The organism is Candidatus Enterococcus ikei (assembly GCF_017316105.1).
GTDB lineage: Bacteria > Bacillota > Bacilli > Lactobacillales > Enterococcaceae > Enterococcus_L > Enterococcus_L ikei.
This window is the reverse complement of the sequence record NZ_JAFLWD010000008.1, coordinates 117,704-138,216: the sequence shown is the minus strand read 5'-3', so window position 1 is coordinate 138,216 and position 20,513 is coordinate 117,704. Positions and strand designations below refer to the sequence as shown.

General features: G+C 35.2%; 14 protein-coding genes. All 14 read right to left on the bottom strand.

Annotated elements, in window-relative coordinates; translation table 11 throughout:
• Window positions 1–78 precede the first annotated feature (78 nt).
• The 14 genes from JZO69_RS03800 to JZO69_RS03735 all read right to left on the bottom strand — a co-directional run bounded on the left by JZO69_RS03800 (window position 79) and on the right by JZO69_RS03735 (window position 20,426).
• Window positions 79–1,893 (bottom strand): penicillin-binding transpeptidase domain-containing protein, encoded by a 1,815-nt coding sequence (locus JZO69_RS03800; protein ID WP_207111565.1) that lies wholly within the window; start codon window positions 1,891–1,893, stop codon window positions 79–81.
• A gap of 262 nt (window positions 1,894–2,155) precedes the next feature.
• A complete protein-coding gene (locus JZO69_RS03795) occupies window positions 2,156–3,604 on the bottom strand; it encodes a DEAD/DEAH box helicase (protein WP_207111564.1) in 1,449 nt (482 codons plus the stop codon).
• Between the two features lie 151 nt (window positions 3,605–3,755).
• Complete coding sequence (locus tag JZO69_RS03790) at window positions 3,756–5,999, bottom strand: ATP-binding cassette domain-containing protein (protein WP_207111563.1); 2,244 nt, start codon at window positions 5,997–5,999, stop codon at window positions 3,756–3,758.
• A 402-nt stretch (window positions 6,000–6,401) separates the two neighbouring features.
• Window positions 6,402–7,385, bottom strand: coding sequence for an aldo/keto reductase (locus tag JZO69_RS03785; protein WP_207111562.1), 984 nt, complete (start codon window positions 7,383–7,385; stop codon window positions 6,402–6,404).
• A 212-nt stretch (window positions 7,386–7,597) separates the two neighbouring features.
• The gene (locus tag JZO69_RS03780; protein ID WP_207111561.1) at window positions 7,598–8,503 is read right to left on the bottom strand and encodes a magnesium transporter CorA family protein; all 906 of its coding nucleotides are present in this window, start codon (window positions 8,501–8,503) and stop codon (window positions 7,598–7,600) included.
• A gap of 11 nt (window positions 8,504–8,514) precedes the next feature.
• Window positions 8,515–8,943 carry a MarR family winged helix-turn-helix transcriptional regulator gene (locus tag JZO69_RS03775; protein ID WP_207111560.1) on the bottom strand — a complete coding sequence of 143 codons (429 nt, stop codon included), beginning with the start codon at window positions 8,941–8,943 and terminating at the stop codon, window positions 8,515–8,517.
• 150 nt (window positions 8,944–9,093) lie between these two features.
• Window positions 9,094–9,840, bottom strand: coding sequence for an alpha/beta hydrolase (locus JZO69_RS03770; RefSeq protein ID WP_207111559.1), 747 nt, complete (start codon window positions 9,838–9,840; stop codon window positions 9,094–9,096).
• A 2-nt stretch (window positions 9,841–9,842) separates the two neighbouring features.
• Window positions 9,843–10,814: a LacI family DNA-binding transcriptional regulator gene (locus tag JZO69_RS03765; RefSeq protein ID WP_207111558.1), complete on the bottom strand. Its 972-nt coding sequence runs from the start codon at window positions 10,812–10,814 to the stop codon at window positions 9,843–9,845.
• A gap of 13 nt (window positions 10,815–10,827) precedes the next feature.
• Window positions 10,828–14,133 (bottom strand): GH36-type glycosyl hydrolase domain-containing protein, encoded by a 3,306-nt coding sequence (locus JZO69_RS03760; RefSeq protein WP_207111557.1) that lies wholly within the window; start codon window positions 14,131–14,133, stop codon window positions 10,828–10,830.
• Between the two features lie 14 nt (window positions 14,134–14,147).
• Window positions 14,148–16,295, bottom strand: coding sequence for a beta-glucosidase BglX (gene bglX, locus JZO69_RS03755; RefSeq protein ID WP_207111556.1), 2,148 nt, complete (start codon window positions 16,293–16,295; stop codon window positions 14,148–14,150).
• 58 nt (window positions 16,296–16,353) lie between these two features.
• A complete protein-coding gene (locus JZO69_RS03750; RefSeq protein WP_207111555.1) occupies window positions 16,354–17,184 on the bottom strand; it encodes a carbohydrate ABC transporter permease in 831 nt (276 codons plus the stop codon).
• A 14-nt stretch (window positions 17,185–17,198) separates the two neighbouring features.
• Window positions 17,199–18,083: a carbohydrate ABC transporter permease gene (locus JZO69_RS03745; protein WP_207111554.1), complete on the bottom strand. Its 885-nt coding sequence runs from the start codon at window positions 18,081–18,083 to the stop codon at window positions 17,199–17,201.
• A gap of 119 nt (window positions 18,084–18,202) precedes the next feature.
• A complete protein-coding gene (locus tag JZO69_RS03740) occupies window positions 18,203–19,444 on the bottom strand; it encodes a sugar ABC transporter substrate-binding protein (RefSeq protein ID WP_207111553.1) in 1,242 nt (413 codons plus the stop codon).
• Between the two features lie 295 nt (window positions 19,445–19,739).
• Window positions 19,740–20,426, bottom strand: a complete 687-nt coding sequence (locus tag JZO69_RS03735; protein ID WP_207111552.1) for an alpha/beta hydrolase — start codon at window positions 20,424–20,426, stop codon at window positions 19,740–19,742.
• Window positions 20,427–20,513: the final 87 nt, after the last annotated feature.

Genomic DNA, 20,513 nt, shown 5'->3' with positions numbered 1-20,513 from the left:
CACCCTTTAAAAGCAAATAAAAAAACAAGGCAAACATAGCTTATTTTCAAATGAGCTGTGTTTGTCTTGTCTTCTTTTTTAATCACGAGCAACCATTGCTCGTTTAACTAAGTTATTCGATACCTCAGAAATAATCGTATTTGCTGAAACACCATTCAATACAGGCTTTTTAAGAGTCATATAAAAAATATACTCAGGGTTTTCAGTTGGTGTGATCGTGACTACCGAATGTAAATACTCTTGTGTTTGGTAGCTACCATTCTCAAAGAACTCTGCTGTCCCAGTTTTAGCAGAGACATTTAATCCTTCTATTGCATATTCTTTTCCCATCCCGTATCTCGGATCTACTGTAACATCTTTCATATATTCCAAGACTTTTTTAGCAGTTTCGCTGGAGATGGGTGTTCCTACAGTTTCTGGTTGGATCATTGTTTCTTCACCATTTGAAGAAACAATTTTACTGATAATATTCGGTTTTAGCATTTGTCCGCCATTAGCAATTGCAGTGTATGCCTGAAGCATTTGTAAGTTGGTAACAGAGATACCTTGTCCGTATGCGGTCATTGCTCTGTCTACCGTTGTCTTATTCTGAATCTCTCCAGCTGCTTCACCTGCTAAACCAAAATTTGTGCTTTGACCAAAACCAAACTTTTTAAGATATTCTTGCCACAAATCAGGCATTCGTTCTTGAAGTGTCACCATTCCTACATTACTTGACCAAGCTAATCCTTGCCTAAATGTCATATTACCATCGCCAACACCGTTATTCCAATCACTGATCTTGGTATCATCAATTTTGATACTTCCAGAGGCAAACTGTTCAGTTTCATTGAATTTATTTTCTTCAATTGCACTTGCAACCATCATACTTTTCATTGTTGAGCCTGGTTCATAGACATCTTCTACAAGAATATTACTCCATCGAGCAGTATTAGGATCATCTAAGCCTTTTTTTGTATCTAATTCAAATGATGGGCGTTGAGAAGTTGCCAAAATATTTCCAGTTTTTGCTTCCATCAAGGTAGCCGTTATATGTTCAGGCTGATATTTTGTTACAGCATCGTCTAATAACTCTTCCAAATAAAATTGTAAATTACTATCCAGCGTGGTGTAAATATCACTTCCATCAACCTTTTTTTTCTCTTTCACACTGCCAGGTTTTACATCACCTAAAGCAGAGTTTTTTTCATAGCTTCTAGAACCTTTTTTACCAGATAGTTTGTCATCATAGGCTTCTTCAATGCCCATAACGCCCTTTTCGTCGCCTTTGTCATTTTGCTGAGTATATCCAATAAAATAAGAGGCAAAATTGCCTACTTGGTACGCACGTTTTTTCTCTTCTCTAAAATAAATACCGGAAATTTTTTTCTTGTCCAGCTCTTCTTGAATGTTTCTTTTTGTTTCAAAATTCAAATTCTTACCATTCGTTCCAAATTCAACCGTAGTAACGGATTCTCCTTCTTCATTGACACTAGGTTTTAATTGTTTTAATGTCATGTCTTTATCTATTTTTACATATTTTTCAAAGATTTCAGCAATCGATGCCCAATCTTTTTCTTGAACATATAGTTTTTTACCTTCTAAATCAGTGTAATTTTTATCTAAAATTGCATATAGAGAAAATGCACTTGAATCCTCGACTAATACATTGCCATTTTTATCGAAAATCGATCCTCTTTTGGCTTCCAACGTTTCATGAACTTCATACAGATCTTTTGTCTTTTCAGAAAGAGAGGTTCCTGCAACCTTACCTGTAATCAGAATATATGAGAATCGAATTGTAAATAACAAGAAAATCAAAATGGCCAAAAATAAAACAATTACGCCAACTCGTTTTCGATTTTTAGTTGTTGAGAGATTACGACTATTAATTATGTCTTTTATTTTTTTCATTTTTGCTTATCTCCAAGTTGAGTTTTTGTGTAGCTTTCTATTTAAAAGTCTGGGTTTATACCTCGTCTTCTAAAGAACTGTGTTCTTTCATTCTACCTCTTTTAACCATTGATTTTCCGCTTGTTATTCACTTCTTAAACAAAAATTAGAATCTTGTAAAAGTACTTATTTTTTCCCTAAATGAAATTGAAGTTTCTATTCATACGCAAGCTAAAATAAAGAACATAACTCTAAATTTCTCTGAGTTATGTTCCTTTTTAACTTATTTTTTTCTTGCTACATGTACTTTCAATTGTTTGCCTTTGATTGTTCTTTCTTTCATCGCTTGAATAACCAGTTGACCTTTTCCATTTAAAATATCAACATACGTCACATTTTCTTGAATGGTGATAATACCAATATCTTCCGAGTTGATTCCTTCAATTTTTGAAATAGTTCCCACAAAATCAAGTGCACGTAATTTCTTTTTCTTACCGCCATTAAAATAAACTTTTGTGATTTCTTCATTTACTCGCTTGGCTTTTTGATGCTTTTGTTTTTGCTTCGTTGTAATTTTTTTCTCAAAAGCGGGTTTACTTCTAGCAACTAGTTTAGCATTTGGTAAAGTGATTCTTGTCATTGTCAGCTCAGCAAAAGCCTCGATTTCTCTTTTTAAAGTCTCTTCTTTTGGTGTGACAAATGTCAGTGCAAAACCTTCTTTACCTGCACGACCCGTTCGGCCAACCCGGTGAACATAGCTTTCTTTTTCAAACGGTACGTCTAGATTAATGACGTGAGTGATATTTTCAATATCGATACCTCGAGCAGCAACATCTGTCGCTACAAGGTAACGAAACTTTCCTTTTCTAAAAGCATCCATTACTTCAAAACGATCTTCCTGCATCATCCCGCCATGTAATTTTCCAACTGGATATTCTGCGTTGACTAAGAAATCGAATGTATCATTGACCATCTCTTGTGTATTGCCAAAAATAATACATGTGTCTGGATTTTCAACGATTGTTACCGCTTCTAGTGCTGCTAATTTATTGTCTTGTGTTACATCTAAAAAAGCATGTTGAATCTTAGGCGTTGTTTTTTCAGTTGCTTCGATTTTTACTATAGTTGGTTCATTTAAATAGGAACGACTCATTTGTTCGATTGTTTTGGGCATCGTTGCAGAAAATAAAAGCGTATTTTTAGCTTCTGACAATGCAGCAATGATCTCTTTAACCTGATCAATAAATCCCATATTCAGCATTTCATCTGCTTCATCAATAACTAAACAATTAATTTTTTCAAGAGGAAGTGTTCCTTTTATGATATGATCCAACACACGGCCTGGTGTTCCTACTACGATATGGCTTTTTTGTTTTAGTTCTGATTTTTGTTTAACAAATGAAGCTTTACCATAGACTGCTGTAGCTTTTATTCGTTTGTATCGTCCTATATTGATGATGTCTTCTTGTACTTGTTGAGCAAGTTCTCTGGTTGGTTCTAGAACAAGAACTTGTGGTTTATTTTCGGCCCAATCTACCTTTTCGCAAAGTGGAATAGCAAAACTAGCTGTCTTTCCGCTCCCTGTTTGAGACTGCACTAAAACATCTTTTCCCTTCAAAACAGCTGGAATAACCGCTTGTTGGACTGGTGTGGGTGTTTCGTAGCCTAAATCTGAAATAGCATTTAAGATTACCTCACTTAGTGGATAGGTATTGAAATTTATTTTACTCATTGTTTCCCCATTCTTCTATTTTATTGATCAAAATGACTTGCATGCTTTTGGTGTAAACTTATTTGTCATCTTCGTTATCTAAATAGTTTTCGATTTTTTTGACTCAGTTACTCATTATCCATGAAAAGTCATCGAACTGCAAGAGGAGGATTTACAAATAGGGTTTAGTAATCAAGTCACCTGAATTTGCTAACTCTTCAGGTGTTCCACTAAACATTAATTTCCCGCCTTTTGTACCACCTTCTGGTCCAATCTCAATGATCCAATCTGCCTGTTTGATCATACTTAAATGATGTTCTAAGAGAATTAAGCTACTGTTTTCATCCACCATTTGCTTAAAAAGTGTCAATAATTGATCGATATCAGCTAAATGTAGCCCATCTGTTGGTTCATCCAATAAGTAAATCGTTCCTTTTTTATGAAGCTGATTTGCTAATTTTAATCGCTGCAATTCTCCACCAGAAAGTGTTGTTAACGATTGATTCAACCGTAAATAACCTAACCCAACTTCCAACAGAGTCAACAATTCTTGCTTAAAGGATTGATCTAAAAAAAATTGACTACTCTCATTCACCGTCATTTCCAAAACATCCACAATCGTTTTGTCTTTATACGTGTATTTCAATACTTCAGGATCATATCGTGTACCATGACAGACTTCACAAGTAGTCACGATATCTTCCATGAAAGCCATATCAGAAACGATTACACCTTTGCCGCGACATCTTGGACAGGCTCCCTTTGAATTATAGCTAAATAAAGCAGCACTTACACCATTTTGTTTGGCAAATAATTCACGGATTTTCCTGAAGATATCCAAATATGTTAATGGAGTTGAACGTAAATTGATTCCAATACTTTTTTGTGAAATTGCTACGATCTCATGATTTTCTTCAACAGCAGTTTGACGAATGATTTCTCCCAATGAAGATTTGCCCGATCCTGCAACTCCACAAATAACGGTCATTACACCTAGAGGAATTTCTACAGAAAAGTCTTTTAAATTATGGAGAGTAGCGTTTTTTATCTCTAAAAAACTTTTTGGTTTACGCGGATTTTTTTTAATTGGGATTTCAGTCTGTAAAGCTTTGCTCGTTATAGTTTTAGACTGAAGAAATTCAGCATAATCGCCAGCAAATTGAAGTTCCCCGCCACCTTCTCCAGCACCTGGCCCCATATCAAGAATATAATCTGCACAGCGAATCAGTTGCGGATTATGTTCTACTAAAACCACGGTGTTTCCTTTATCTTTTAAAGCAAGCAACGCATTATTGATACGGTCGATGTCTTTAGGATGTAAGCCAGCGCTCGGTTCATCTAAAATATACATCATATCATTCAATGCGCTATTGATGTATTTAGAAATTCTGATCCGCTGTGCTTCACCGCCAGAAAGACTTCCAGTCGATCTTCCTAAAGTCAAATAGCTTAAGCCGATTTCAATTAAAGCCTCCAAGCGTTTTTGAATTTCAGGTTTGATATCTACCGCCAAAGGGGCATCGATCTTTTCAATAAAAGAAGTTAATTCATCCAGTGAAAACATCACGACATCAGCAATACTTTTACCTGAAATTTTACAGCTTCTCACTCGCTCGTTTACCCGAGTACCACGACATGCCGAACAAGTTTCGACAGTTATAAAACGATCTAATTGCTTTTGGTGTCTTTTTCCTTCATCTGATTGTAGAATACTCCTTCTCATCCGAGGGATCAAGCCTTCAAATAATGCAGTATGGGGCCATTTTTCTGGTGGATTTTTTAATTTTTGTTGTGGTGCATACAAAAATAATTCTAACTCCTCTTTCGTATAGTCTTTTATTTTCTTATCCAAATCAAATAGACCGCTGTCTGCATAACGTTTCCAACGCCAAAATCCCGCATGAAAAGTCGGAAAGTCTATCGGACCTTCATTTAAAGATTTATTAAAATCGACTAATTCATGAACATCAATAGTTGTCACGGTTCCAATACCATCACACTCAGGACATTTCCCATCAGGATGATTGAACGAAAAAGTATCTGAATAGCCAACAAATGGTTCTCCTACCCTTGAAAAAAGTAAACGTAAAAAAGTATAGATATCAGTATACGTTCCCACTGTTGACCGAGAATTGGAAGATAATTTCTTTTGTTCGATTACAATCGCAACAGGTAAATTTTCTATACTTTCAACAATTGGTCTACCATATTTAGGTAAGTATTTTTGTAGAAAGCTTGGAAAAGTATCATTCAATTCTCTGCGTGATTCAGCAGCTAGCGTATCAAAAATCAAAGAAGATTTTCCAGAACCAGAAACTCCTGTCACCACGGTTAATTTATGTTTTGGGATTTGAGTTGTCACGTTTTTCAAGTTATTTTGGGTTGCGTTTTTTATTTTGATCCATTCTTTCTCCATATTTCTCCCCCTACAATTAGTCTTTCTTGCAATAGCTGATACTTCTTACTCTCAACTATTTATTATAAAACTATCTAAAATGTATTACTAATAAAGTGATACACTTTTTCTTAGCCAGAATACGAAAAAGCCTATCTCGTTAGAGATAGGCAAGAAAGAGGGAAATGAAAAAATTGGTTTATTAGGGTTGAATTAATCATATTAGCCTAACCTTAAATAGAGCTTAAATGTTTCAGGTTTAAACACACTTTTCCAAAAAAGTCTTTTTTATTTAAGTATTATAAATTTCCGAAGAAAAAGACTTTTTCTTTTTCGCGGCATTGAATCTGAACGGATGAAAAAACTTTTTTTGAATGGATCATTTGTACTTTTTCATTTAAAGTTTTTAAGCAAAAGTAAGTTCTAACGACCTGTACGTTTTCTTTCTGTCTCTGGATATCTATCACCAACAATTTGAATTTGTTGCAACGCGCATTCAATCATTGTTTTTTCGTCAGGACTAAATACTATATTTGCAGCTTCAATATTTTCCAAAATCCGTTCCTTTTTCGTTGTTCCTGGAATTGGAACGATCCATGGTTTTTGATCAAGTATCCAAGCAATCGCAAGTTGTGCAGTTGTGACACCTTTCGCATCTGCAATTTCCTTCATAAAATCAAGTAAGACTTGATTCGCACTCATAGCTTCTTGGGTGAATCTCGGCAATTCACCCCGATTATCATTTTCACTAAAATGGGTATTTTTATCCAACTTTCCAGTAAGGTATCCCCTTCCCAATGGGCTATATGAAACCAAACCAATTCCCAGCTCTTCTAAAACAGGAAAAACTTCTTCTTCAACTTCCCGCCACCAAATCGAATATTCACTTTCAACTGCGGCTAATGGTTCCACTACATGAGCTTTGCGAATTGTTTGTGCCCCTGCTTCAGATAATCCCCAATGTAAAATTTTCCCTTCCTGTTTGAGTTTTTGAATCGTTAGCGCAACTTCTTCGATTGGCGTGTTTGGATCAATTCGGTGGATATAATACAAATCAATATAATCCGTTTTTAAACGTTTTAACGAGCCTTCTACAGCTGAGATAATCGTTTTTGGGCTACTATCTGGTTCATTTTTTAATCCATCGATTTTGAATCCGCCTTTTGTTGCAATTTGCACTTGTTTTCTTTTTCCAGCTAATGCTTCTCCAACCAATTCTTCATTCGTATACGGACCATATACTTCAGCCGTATCAAACATTTTGATTCCTGCATCAATCGCTGTATGAATAACATCGATCATTTCGTTTTTGTCTTTTACTGGACCTCGATGATAATTCAAACCCATACAACCAAATCCTATTTCTGATGTCACTAAACCATTTTCACCAAGTTTTCTTTCTTTCATAAATTGATCCGTCCTTTCTAATCGCTTTTATGATAAAACTATATCAATTAGAGTGAACTATAAGTCAAGTGTTTTCCTTTAAGATTTTTAATGAATCAGTCTAAAAATCACTTGGACATAGATAAGCAGATTCCTCTTAGCAAAATTTTAAAAAACACAAAAAAGTGCTGAAAATTGTTCCTTCCAGCACTAATATATAGGACATGAATCTTTCACTTTAGGATCAAGCGTAAAATAAATGATAAACCAAACCATCCAATCAAGCTAATACCTATTGCGATTACCCAGCCTAAAAGGTTATGTTCTAAAGGTAAAGGCATATTCATTCCAAAAAAACCAGTTACAATCGTTGGAATTGTTAACAAAATTGAAAGAACTGTCAAAATTTTCATCGTGTCATTCAAATTATTATTTAAAATATTATTATAGGTACCCGATAATTGCTGTAAAACTTGCGCTGTTAATTGAGCCATTTCAACTAACTGTCTAGCCTCAATCAACGTATCTTCCCACTGCTCTTTTTCAACCTCATTCAACGATTGGAAAATCACATTGGTTTTTATTTGTTCTAATAAAACTGCGTTTTGTTTTGTCGCTGATATAAAATAGGCAACACTAGTTTCTACATCAGATAAAGCTAATAAATTCGTCTTAGTCGTTTTCTCTTTCAGCATATTATTAATATGATTTCGCTCTTTATTCATCTCTTCAATCACAGGAAAAAATTTATCTGTAATTAAAAATAAACTCGAAAACAAGAATTTAAAAACAGAAATATCTGAATTGTTTTGTAAATATTTTTCCATATACTCAATAATATAGGTATTTTCATTATTTGTGATCGTTAATAATTGTTTATTTTTAATTAAAAATGTCATTGGTACAGCTTCGTAGTGATTGTTGTTCTTTTTATTTTGTGGAACATTGTAGATCAGAATAAACGCATCTAGTTCATTATCATATTCAATACGCGCACGTTCATTTTTATCTAATGCATAAGAGATAATTTCACTATCTAGACCATATTGCTTATATAAATCGGAATCCGTTGCAACTTGATCAGAGTTGATATTGATCCAAACATTTTCTCCATTGCCAAACTTTTTTTCAGTTATCATAAAAAAACCTCCTAATTTCTCTCAAAATACTCTTCAGCTTTCGTAAGATTCTCTTTCAGCTGTTGTTGCTCTTCTTTCGTCAATCCCTTACAAATTTTTTCATTGAGCTGTTCAAAAATAAGATTCACTTGACCTACTAACTGCTTACCTTCAGTCGTCAGAAAAATATTTTTCTGTCGTTCATTATTTTTGGGAATTTCACGATATACAAGATTCCTGTATTCTAAACCTTTTAAAATATTCGTGACCGTTGCCTGCTTTTTACCTAAATAATCTGCAATATCTCGCTGTATTGTAGCCGGGTGAAGAAAAATATAAGTAAGACTACGTGCTTGCAAACTATTTAACTGCAATGATTTTAATCGTGCTACCACATAATTTTGCTGTAAGATACTAAGTGTATAAATTTTTTCTGCCAAACCATCTTGATTAGAAACCATTCTGATCACCTCTTCGATAATAGTTTAAATTAAAACACTTTATTTTACAACTGTTTAAAAATATTCTATACACACAAAAAAGAAAGCCAGACAAAACTAACTATCCGTTTTGTCTGACTATCTATATCCAAGTTAACTTGCCATGTAAATTTATACAATTAATTTCTCAAAATAAGCTAACACACGTTGAATTTCTTGATTCCAAAAATCCCATGTATGCGCACCTTCACGCTCTTCATAAACATAATGAATAAGTGACCCTTCTGCTTTGCTTCGGAAGGTCTGATTATCCTGATAAAGAAAATCCTCTGTTCCACAAATTTGTAGAAAATGTGGCGCAGATATTTTACCTAAATTTGCAGAAAATAGTTGAAACAGATTATTCGAACTTTGAGCTAATCTTGATACGTCCCCAAAGATAAGTTTAAATGTTTCATTTCTTCCACTATCTCGTTCCCACAAAGACACAACATCCAATGCTCCAGATATGGAAGCAGCTGCTCTTATTTTGTCAGGATACGTCATTGCCCATTTAAACGCACCATAACCACCCATTGATAAACCAGCAACGAACGTTTTATCCGAAGAAGCTGACAAACCAAACCATTCATGGATCTTCTGCGGTAATTCTAACGTCAAATAATCCCAGTAATCAGCTCCAAAGACCATATTAGTATAATAACTAACCTCTACTTGAGGCATGATGATCACAAAAGGATATTCCTCTGCAAAACGTGCTAAACTCGTCGCATCTAGCCAAGCATTACAATCATCTGAATAGCCATGAAGTAAATAGAGCACTGGAGAATCACGTGTCATCTCCTCAGGCAAATAAACATTCACATGAGTTGCCTTTTCTAATATCTGTGATCGAAAGCTCATTCGTGCAAGCGCCATTCTTATCCATTCCTTTCAGAAAATGACGGTCCATCAATAAAGCTAGTATAAATATGATCATCGTCTGTTTCTTCCCCGGCAATTAATTGAATGATCTTTTCAGCAGCCAACATCCCCCAACGGTGTTTAGAATAAGAAATCGTCGCCAATCGTGGGTGAACAAAAGCGCTAATATCAATATTATCAAAACCAATCACGCGAATTTCTTTCCCAATTTCGTATGACGTTTCTTTAAAATATTTATAAATCCCAATGGCCATTTCATCATTCAATGCAAAAATATCTACAGGAAAAGTCGGATCTTTTTCCATGATTTCCTTCGCTGCTCGATATCCCGATGGTTCTGTGAAATCTCCTGAAATAATCTCATAGTCAATAGCAAACCGTTCCAATTCTTTGATACTAGCATTTAATCGTTCTTGACCATCGTAACTTTTTTGGGGTCCCGAAACTAAAAATAGTTTTTCCGTTTGACATGCTACAGCTTTTTCAATAGCTAAAGTGGCGCCGCCTTTATTATCGAGTAAAATTTTACGTACATTTTTATGTGTGATTAAACGATCTAAAATCACTAAAAAATGTCCTCGATCAGCGTATTGCTCGATTTCATTATTTTTAAATGTCCAATCCAAAACAATTGCACCATCGATCATTCGCTCGGGAATAAATAAATGTGATTTACTCCCGCTGCAAACAATCATTTCAAAGTTTTGAGCTTCTAAGCCTTTTTTTATACCATCCAATAACTCACCGTAAAAACTACCTCCATAATCGGCAAGATAAACACCAATTATATTGGTTTGTTGCCTTTTTAAGGTTCGAGCAGCCATGTTAGGAACATAGTCCAATTCCTCTGCAATCGCTTGAATTCTTGCCCGAGTTGCTTCAGTGACTTTTGGACTGCCGTTTAACGCATAAGAAACAGTTGAAATCGATACCCCTGCTTTTTTTGCAATTTCTTTGATTCCTACCATGAACGCTCATCTCCTAACAAAAAATATCTAGTTGGTTTTCTTTTTTATCTAAGCAACTCGTAAGTTCTTTTAATGAAACAATATAGCCGCCTGGTCGATATGGATTTTGTTCTCGTTGCGTAGCCAGTTCTGTTCCATTAGCTAAAACAGCTTCTTTAGAACTCCCTATATGAAAAGCAATCCGCACATCTTTACCGGCTATTTGATAAATCATTGTCAATCCGTCTAATTCTTTAGGTAAGACAGGATCTAGGGTCACATTTTGTTTGTCTTCTCGAATCCCCAATACATTCGTTAATAGCTGGTTCATATAAATTCCTGGTCCGCTAGAATAAATACGCCAGCCGCCTTTGACGCCAACACTACCATCTTTTAGTTTGTCAAAATTTTCTTGGGCATCGTATCTTGTTTTAAAATCACCATCTGAGCTACTAAAATAGACATTGGCCTGGCGAATTTCAGCATTTTTGACATGCTCTTTTATTTGAATCGGGTTAATAATATTCAACGCACGCCATGTTTCATCTGACTTACCTAATTTCGCCATCGCTTCGGTAAAACGGATATGAGCATGAACGTACTGCAACCCAATTTCACGACCAAAATTAGCCGATTGTTCAGCACGCTTAAAGTTTGTGCTTACGCCACCATTATAAGTTGCTGGTCGATTCATCAAACGAACCCCATCAGGAAATTGCAAGTGTTTTTTTATAATCTCATAGTGATGCTCCACTTGTTCTGCTGTCAATAATTCAGCGATCATAGTACGTGTCATCGGCAATAAACGATATTGGATTCCTGTTTTTTTGTCAGCTGGATGTATCATAAATTCGACATGGTCGGTATCTTCCATATAAACAAATCCTGGAATTGTTTCAGTAGATAAAATGTATTTTTCAAAGTCTTTTTTGATATTTACAGCTAACTCATGTAAATGCTCGCCGTAATTCGCATCAACTTCTGACAATAAACCAGCTAATTTATTGACTACTTGATACGTCAAAGCAACCGTCCAACTACTCGCCATATATTTTTTTAATTTATTATCATACGGTTGTAACGTATCATCCCAATCGCCATCACTGTAGCAAGATAAATACGTTCCCTCTAAAAAGTTGTCTTCAATAAACTGAATCTCTTTTTTTACATGATCAAATAATGTAGTGGTTTCAGTTGTTTTTAAGAATGTTGTACGATCAGTATAAGGAATTTCTTCATTTAAAATCCCGAAGTCTTTTGTTTTTGCTAAATAATCAGCCACAATTTTCATTGGCCAGACAATCACATCACCATGGCTTTCATCAGCTTTTTGTTTTTCATAACGATCAAACATAAACCACTGCGGCCAATTTCCATCATCTTCAAATTGATTAGCATAAACACTTTTAATGATCGAGCGCACAACTTCTGGTCGATTGACTGCAAAGAAAAATTCTGTTGGTCCTTGCGAGACATCTCTTGTTCCCCAAGCTGCTCCGCCATATTGCTCTAAACCGTGCGGAGAAAGATAGTGAACAAGCATATTATGGGTGTACCAACGTGATAAAATATTCATTGATTCGACCATTTCAGTTTCATGAGCTAGCTGAAAGTTATTCAAAAGCCCATTGATAAAGCTCAAATATTGATTGTTTTCTGTTTTATATAAGGTATTTACTTCCTTAAATGCCTCTCCTGTCAAACTTCCTTGGATATGCATAGAAAACACCGCTTGTTCTTCAATCACAAAAACCGTTAAAACTTCTTGTGATCCATCAGATAAAAATAGGCGTTCATCTGTTAAATCAAAAGGTTTATCTAGAGAAAAGTAATAGGTTAAATCTGGATACTCTTCATGGATAACAGAATTCGTTGACGCTTTTACAGTGACTAATTCATTTGCTTTCGTTATTTCATAAGCAGGATCTTCCTCATCTGCATTCATCACTAATTGATTAGTTAGCGCAAACGTATACTTCAACCCTTGTTGGCTTGTCACTTCTGTACGTATTTCTTTTGTATCACAAAGCGTAAACGTTCTCACTGTAATTATATCATTCTCTAATTTATAATACCATGTGCTAGAGTTTAATCCCATCTCAAATGCAGAAGGCATTGTCAAAATCCGCCATTTTTTGCCATCTTTGATATAGATTCTTTGTCCAGATTGTTTCATGATATTTAATCCGTTACGGCTGTTACTCATTAATTTGTTCATTGATGTATTACCTAAAACGATTTGTGAATTAAATAAACCATACATATAAACAGTCGTACTTAATAAAGGATGATCCACACTTAGCTCTGTTCCGCTTAAAAGAATATGTCCGTGCGCTCTTTCCATAACCACTTCTTTTTCTTTCAAAACTACATGATGATAATCGGTAGTAAAGAAAGAAACTACTTTATCATCAATCGTTTCAATTTGATTTTGAATTGGAAATAATTCGTTGCGTTCTTGATCGGTTAATGTTTGTCCTGTGATTGGTTCTCCAAGGTTTTTCTTAATGTATTTTCCTTTTTCAGATTCCTTATCTATTTTCAATGAGTCGTAATTTTTTTTGATATCTGTTGTTGAAATAAGTGGTTTTTCAATCACTGTTTCTTGATTTTTTATTGGTGCTCCATAAAAAAATATTTTCGTTTCATGCTCACCAACATCGTATCTTTCTGTTTGTAAAGCGATGTAGGCAAATTCGTATTGGTACACTTCATTTGCTAAAAATGCTTGATCCAAAGCATAAGCCCGATTTGTTTCTTTATAATCACGACCGAAAAATTGATACCCATCTGTCGAAAACCCAACCAATGGATTTAAACTACCTTGCTCAATCACTGGGAAATTCCCTTCTTGTGGTTGATTTTGACGAGAAGAAATAATGATTGTTCCATTTTCTTTTGCCACATGATGATCCACGTATTGAGACATGTACGCTTCATTTGAGCGAACAGCACCTTTAGTTGCATTACCGATATCTTGACCATAAATGACATCTACTTTTTGTTTAGCTCCCGTCAATGTCACTTGCCAAAACCAAATACCTGACTCTGCTATTTGAAAATCAACTCTGTAGGTTACGCCTGAAAAGCTGCCGACCCACGTTGCTTGTTCTTTGCTAATATGAAAATGACTAGCTGAATTCGAACCGACCATCGGTGCCGATTGAATCCCTTCTTCATCATAGACTCTTAAATATAGTTGATTACAACTGCCATCTAACGCATTTCCATGCAGTTGGTTAATCATTATATTTCCGTGTAGAAATTCGTAAAGATCTCCAGTCTCTAAAAACGAGACGGTTGTTCCACCCTTTTCAATTCTTCTTTTTTGATCCGTCATCTCACTCTTCCTATCTATTTCAATAATTTGAACGTTTTTGTTTGTACATCCCTACTATTTGATCCGATCATTAAGTCAAATGTTCCTGCGTCACTGGCATAACTCTGATCACTATGAACATAACGTAAAAATTCTTCAGTGATTGTAAATTGAACCGTCTTTTTCTCGTGTGCTTGTAGATCAACTTTTTCAAAGCCTTTTAATTCTTTCACTGGGCGAACAACTTCACCGATTTGATCACATATATATAATTGAACCGTTTCTTGACCAGAAATATCTGATTGGTTTTCTACAGTAATAGAAGCAGTTATTGTTTCACCAGATTTTAATTCATCTGAGCTTAGTTTAAAGTCAGTGTAAGTAAATTCGCTGTAGCTTAAACCATAACCAAATGGATATTTTGCAAAATTTGAAACGTCTAAATATTTACTTACATATTTTTCATTACCAGGTTTATAAGGTCTACCTGTATTATCGTAGTTGTAATAAACAGGTACTTGTCCCACTGTTTCTGGGAATGACATGCTTAAACGAGCACTTGGATTATACTCTCCATAAAGAATATCAGCTAATGCTGCGCCGCCCTCTGTCCCAGGGAACCATGCTTCAACAATTGCTTTCGCGGAGTCGATTCCTTGTAAATCTAGCGGACGACCATTGTAAAGTGTCACAATAATATTGTCATTTACTGCTTGAACAGCTTTAAATAAGTCTAATTGAGCTTGAGGTAACCGGATATCACTGCGGCTTGATGCTTCACCACTCATCCATTCTTCTTCACCAAGAGCTAAGACAACTTTATCTGCTTCTTTGGCTAAAGCAACAGCTTCATCGATTGCAGCTTGACTTGGTTTAAAATAGTCGAACGCTTCTTTTCCAATCACATACTCTGCCTCAAGTTGATCAACACCTTGCGCTAAAGAAATTGCTTCGTCTTTTTTACCTTGCCAAGACCAAACACCGATTACATCATGAGAATCCGCAGCAGGTCCTATGATTGCAACTTTCTCTTGTTTCGATAATGGTAAAATATTCTCATTTTTTAATAAAACAATTGATTTTCTCGCAATATCTCTTGCAATATCACGATGCTCTTTTGATAAAACGACTTCTTTTTCTAAAGCAACATCTGCGCCTCTATGTGGGTTTTCAAATAAGCCTAAGTCATTTTTCAATGTGAGAATTCGTAAAACGGCTTCATCTAGTATTGCTTCATCAACGACGTTTTCTTCTATTAATTCCTTCAAGTTTTCTGTATAGCAAGTCGTCATCATTTCAATATCTACACCAGCTTTGATAGCAAGTTCTGCGGCTTGTTTTTTATCTTCTGCCACACCATGAGGAATCAATTCGATCACTGCGCCCCAGTCGGAAATGACCACACCATCGAAACCAAACTCTTTTCTCAAAACATCTCTAAACAACCACTTGTTTCCTGTTGCTGGAACACCATCTACTGTGTTGAATGACGTCATAACTAATTTGGCCCCTGCATCAAGTGCTGCTTTATAACCAGGTAAATAGCTATCTCGTAATTGTCTCTCAGACATATTGACTGTGTTATAATCGCGACCGCCAATTGCCGCGCCATATGCCGCAAAGTGTTTAACACAAGCAGCTACACGGAAGAAATCATTTTTCAGATTATCCCCTTGGTACCCTTTAACAAATGCTTCTGCAAAACGACTATTTAAAAAGGGATCTTCCCCAGTTGATTCCATCACACGACCCCAACGAGGATCACGAACCAAGTCGACCATTGGTGAAAATGTCACATGCAACCCAGATACTGCTGCTTCTTTTGCAGAAACTTCTGCCACTTTTTTGGCTGCTTCCACATCCCATGAACTGCCTAAACCAAGTGGAATCGGGAAAATCGTGCGGAAACCATGTATAATATCCGCCATTAAAATCGTCGGTATGCCTAATCGGTTGTTCTCCATATAGGCTTTTTGTACACGGATAGCCTCTTTAGCACCTGAAATTCCAAGTGTTGTTCCAGCATTATTAATATCTTCATGTGTCAAACCCAGATCCGTCATCGGTCCTGTTTTTTCTTCTGCCTTTTCAGAATAAAATTCTGCGGCTAATTGAAGTAATTGTCCTACTTTTTCATCTAATGTCATTTGTTCCAGTAAATCTATTAATTGCTTTTGCTCCATATTTATTCACCTTTTCTTTTTATATTTTGGGGAAGATTCAAATTTTTATTCTTGGTGATTATTTTATTCCGGAAACGTTAAATCCTTGTAAAATATATTTTTGGAAAATCGAGAAGACAATCAAAATTGGAATAACCATAAAGGTCGCTCCTGCCATTTGTAAGGCATAATTTGACCCATGTTGTCCTTGTAATAGTTGTAAACCTACAGACAAGGTATAATATTTTTCATCATTGGCAATGATCAATGGCCATAAGAATGAATTCCACCCGCCGATAAAAGTTAAAATCCCTTGAACAGCTAAAATCGGGCGACTGACTGGTAAGATAATCTTGAAAAAGATATACCATTCACTGGCTCCATCAAGTCTTGCTGCTTCAAGCATTTCATTTGAGATAGTATTCATAAATTGTCGGAATAGAAAAATCCCGAATGCCCCTGCTAATCCTGGCAAGACAATCCCAATCAATGTATTCGTCAAACCAACGGAGTTCAATAATAAATACACAGGAATCATCGTTACTTGACCTGGAATCATCATTGTTGCTAAAACCATCAGAAAAAGACCATTTTTCCCTTTAAAATCAAACTTAGCAAAACCATAACCTGCCATAGCATTTAATAACAAGCCAATAAACGAACAAGCCGTAATGATCAATGTATTTTTAAGATATGTCCCAAAGTTTAATCTAAAAAACAGTTCTTTAAAATTATCGAATGTTGCTTCTTTTGGTAATAAACTAGGAACGATCTGATTGATCTCTGCATTCGTTTTGAATGAAGAAAAAATCATCCATAAAAACGGGAAAAAGGTCATAACACCCAGAACGCCTAAGAGGATACCTATAAAAAGCTTGAAGCTCATTTGCGCATTTTTATGTGAATTCATGTCGTTCTCTCCTTTTATCCTTCATTTTCTTTTTGTTTTGTTTGGATTCTCATTTGGATACTTGTCACGATAATAATCGCAATAAATAAAATCACAGATCCTGCTGCTGCATAACCAAATTTATTGTATTGGAAGCCTCTTTGGTAAATAAATAAGGCAACGGATAAGGTACTATCTAACGGTCCACCTTTGGTCATAACGAATGGTTCATCGAAGAATTGGAACCAACCGATCAAGGTTGTTACGGTTACAAAGAAAATCGAAAATTTCAGTAACGGAATCGTAATCTTTAAAATTTGTTGCCATTTATTGGCACCATCGATTTCTGCTGCTTCATAATATTCTTTTGGAATGCCTTGGATCGCCGCTAAGAAGATCAACATATTCAAACCGATTGCTTTCCAGACAGCTATAATGATCAGTGAAAGTTTTGATGTGCTAGGATCTGTTAACCACATAATCGGCCCAAGATTTAGATAGGATAATAAATGGTTTAACAAGCCGATTGTTGGATTATATAAATACATCCAGACAACAGAAACTGCCACGGTATTCGTGATCGAAGGACTATAGAATACTAAACGCATGAATGAGAAAAACTTATTCTCACCAAAATTGATCATAATAGCTAACGCTAATGAAGAAATAATAACTAGCGGCACACCGATAACGACATAATATGCCGTATTAAACATCGCTTGTCCGAAAACCTTGTCCTGAAATATATTTAAGTAATTATCAAAACCGACAAAATTTATCCGAGAAAAATCCGCTAAACCAGCTAAACTCATATCTGTAAAACTGATTGTCACTGCGATAAAAATCGGAATGATCGAAAAAATAAGTAATAACGCCACAGCTGGAGCGATAAAAAAATAAGGCGATTTTGTTTTTTTCATTTTTTTCTTTCCTCCTTATGTAAGATTAAAAGGAATAAAAGCTAGGTTCGAATCTATTGTTCACGAAATTTAAGATAAACAATATGTTCAGAGCTTTTATTCCCTTTTTCTTATAACTATTACTTGATCAATGTTTCCGTTTGTTCATTTAATTCATCCATTGCATCTTGTAGATTTTTTCCACTAACAACAACTTGTTCCCATTGTTTCATGAAGTTTTGAGAAATTTCATCCCATTGTTTTAATAATGGCATCGGTTGTGATTCATTTAATTGTTTTCCAAATACTGAAATTAATGGATCATTTTTAAAGACCTCAGAATTCCATGATTCTTTATTGGTTGGAAGTGAATTCGTACTTTCAAAGAATTTTGTTTGATTTTCGGGTTTTGAAAGATATTCGATCAATTTCATTCCGTCATCTTTTTTCTTAGAACTACTAAAGACTGCCAAGTTTGCACCGCCAGTAACAGACATATTGTTTACAGGTCCTTTCGGTAATTCAGCAACGCCCCATTTTCCATCAATATCAGGAGCAGAATCTTTAATGCTGTTGATCATCCAAGGTCCGCTAATGAACATTGGTACAACACCTTCACCACCAAAGCTTTGACCGATTTCTAACCCTAAATCCGTTTTAGGAGCTGAACCATCCTGAACAAGTTTATCTAAGAATTTTAAGGCATCGACCATTTCTGGTTGATTGAAAAGTGGCTTATTATCTTTATCAAATAATTTTGAGCCATTTTGACGAGCAAACATAAAGCCAAATGTTGGTTCTTTCAGTTCCACACCAAATCCATATTTATTCTCTCCACGAGCTGCTAATTTTTTTGCAGCCTCGGCTAATTCATCCCATGTTTTAGGTGCTTCTTTAAAACCAACACTTTCTAATAAATCTTTTCTATAATACAAGCCACGAGTTTCTGTGTACCAAGGCACAGCATACGTTTGTCCGTCAAATTGAGTTGTTGCTACAGAGCCATCGAAAAAGTTATCTGATTTCATGACATCATTTTTCTTTACGTCATCCGTTATATCCAATAATGCGCCCGCATCCACAAATTCACTCATATAAGTTGTACCCATTTGAACAACATCAGGACCCTCTTTAGAAGCAACTGCCGTTAATAGCTTATCTCTTGAAGTAGACCACGGAATACTTTGGATCTTGACTTTGATTCCTGATTCCTTCGTAAATGCATCAACAATTGGCTTGATTCCTTGATCACCATCACCCATATACCAAAATGTCAGTTCATCTGAAGCGCTTTCTTTATTTCCCGAAGAACATGCTGCCATTACACCTACAGTTGCGAATAAAGTTGTTCCTAGTATGCAAAGCTTTTTCCATGATTTCATACTTCCACTCCTCAATAATATTTAGTGAAACGTTTCTACAAAAATGATTATATTCCTTATACAGAATAAAAGCAAGCGTTTTCTTCCGAGGAATAACCACTATTCTAACCCATTAAAGGAAGAATTCGATGTAATCAGATAAAAACGTTTCACTAAAAAGGTCCAGACATTCTATTTTGATATAAGAATTAACCAGTTATTTAGCGAAACATAGATAAAAAACCTCACCGTAGTTGTCCCTAACTCAGCTGATGAGGTTTTTGAATCATTAAGTACTTTCTTGACGATAAAATAGTTAGTGTAGGATAAATTTTTTTATATCTTCTACAGCAATCGTTCTATTTTCTCCTAAGAATAACTGATGTCTTCCATTTTCATATATTTTTACAGATACTTGCGCCTTAGTAGCTTTGGCTAGATAATACGCACTTTTGTAATAGGTTGTTTCATCTTGCCTATTTTGTAAAATAAGCATTTTTTTATTTGCTTTCATTTGAATAGTGCGATTCAGCTTTTTCTTTGTTCTTTGAAGCACTGATAAGAAGTGAACGCACGAGCGAATAGAAACTGTTTTAGCGGAACTAAAATAGTAATCTAACGTTTCTTGTTTGTTGAAAAAAAGTCCTTGAACAATATCTTGCATAATTACTTTAGCATTATACAGATAAATTGGCGTACTACACAAAACTAGCTGATCTACTGCTTCTCGCTCTGATGCTAAAATTGTCAATAAGCCGCCCATTGAAAAACCGATACAGGTAATATGGAGGTACTCTTGCTCAAGTTCATCCAATTTTCTCTCAACATCCGCTAACCATTGATCGGAGGTTGCTTTTGAAAAATTTTCTTTGATCCCATCATGTCCAGTTAATTGAATCCAAAATGAATCAAGATTACTTTGTTTAAGATGATTATGTAAATAGAGGATTTCTTTTTCATTCCCGCCAAACCCATGGATGATTAGTATTGCTCTTTTTTTCATTATAGCCTACTTTCTTGTGGAATAAAGTGATAAAAAAATGAAATATTATTTTTCACTTTACCATTTTAACTTGAATACGGCTAATTA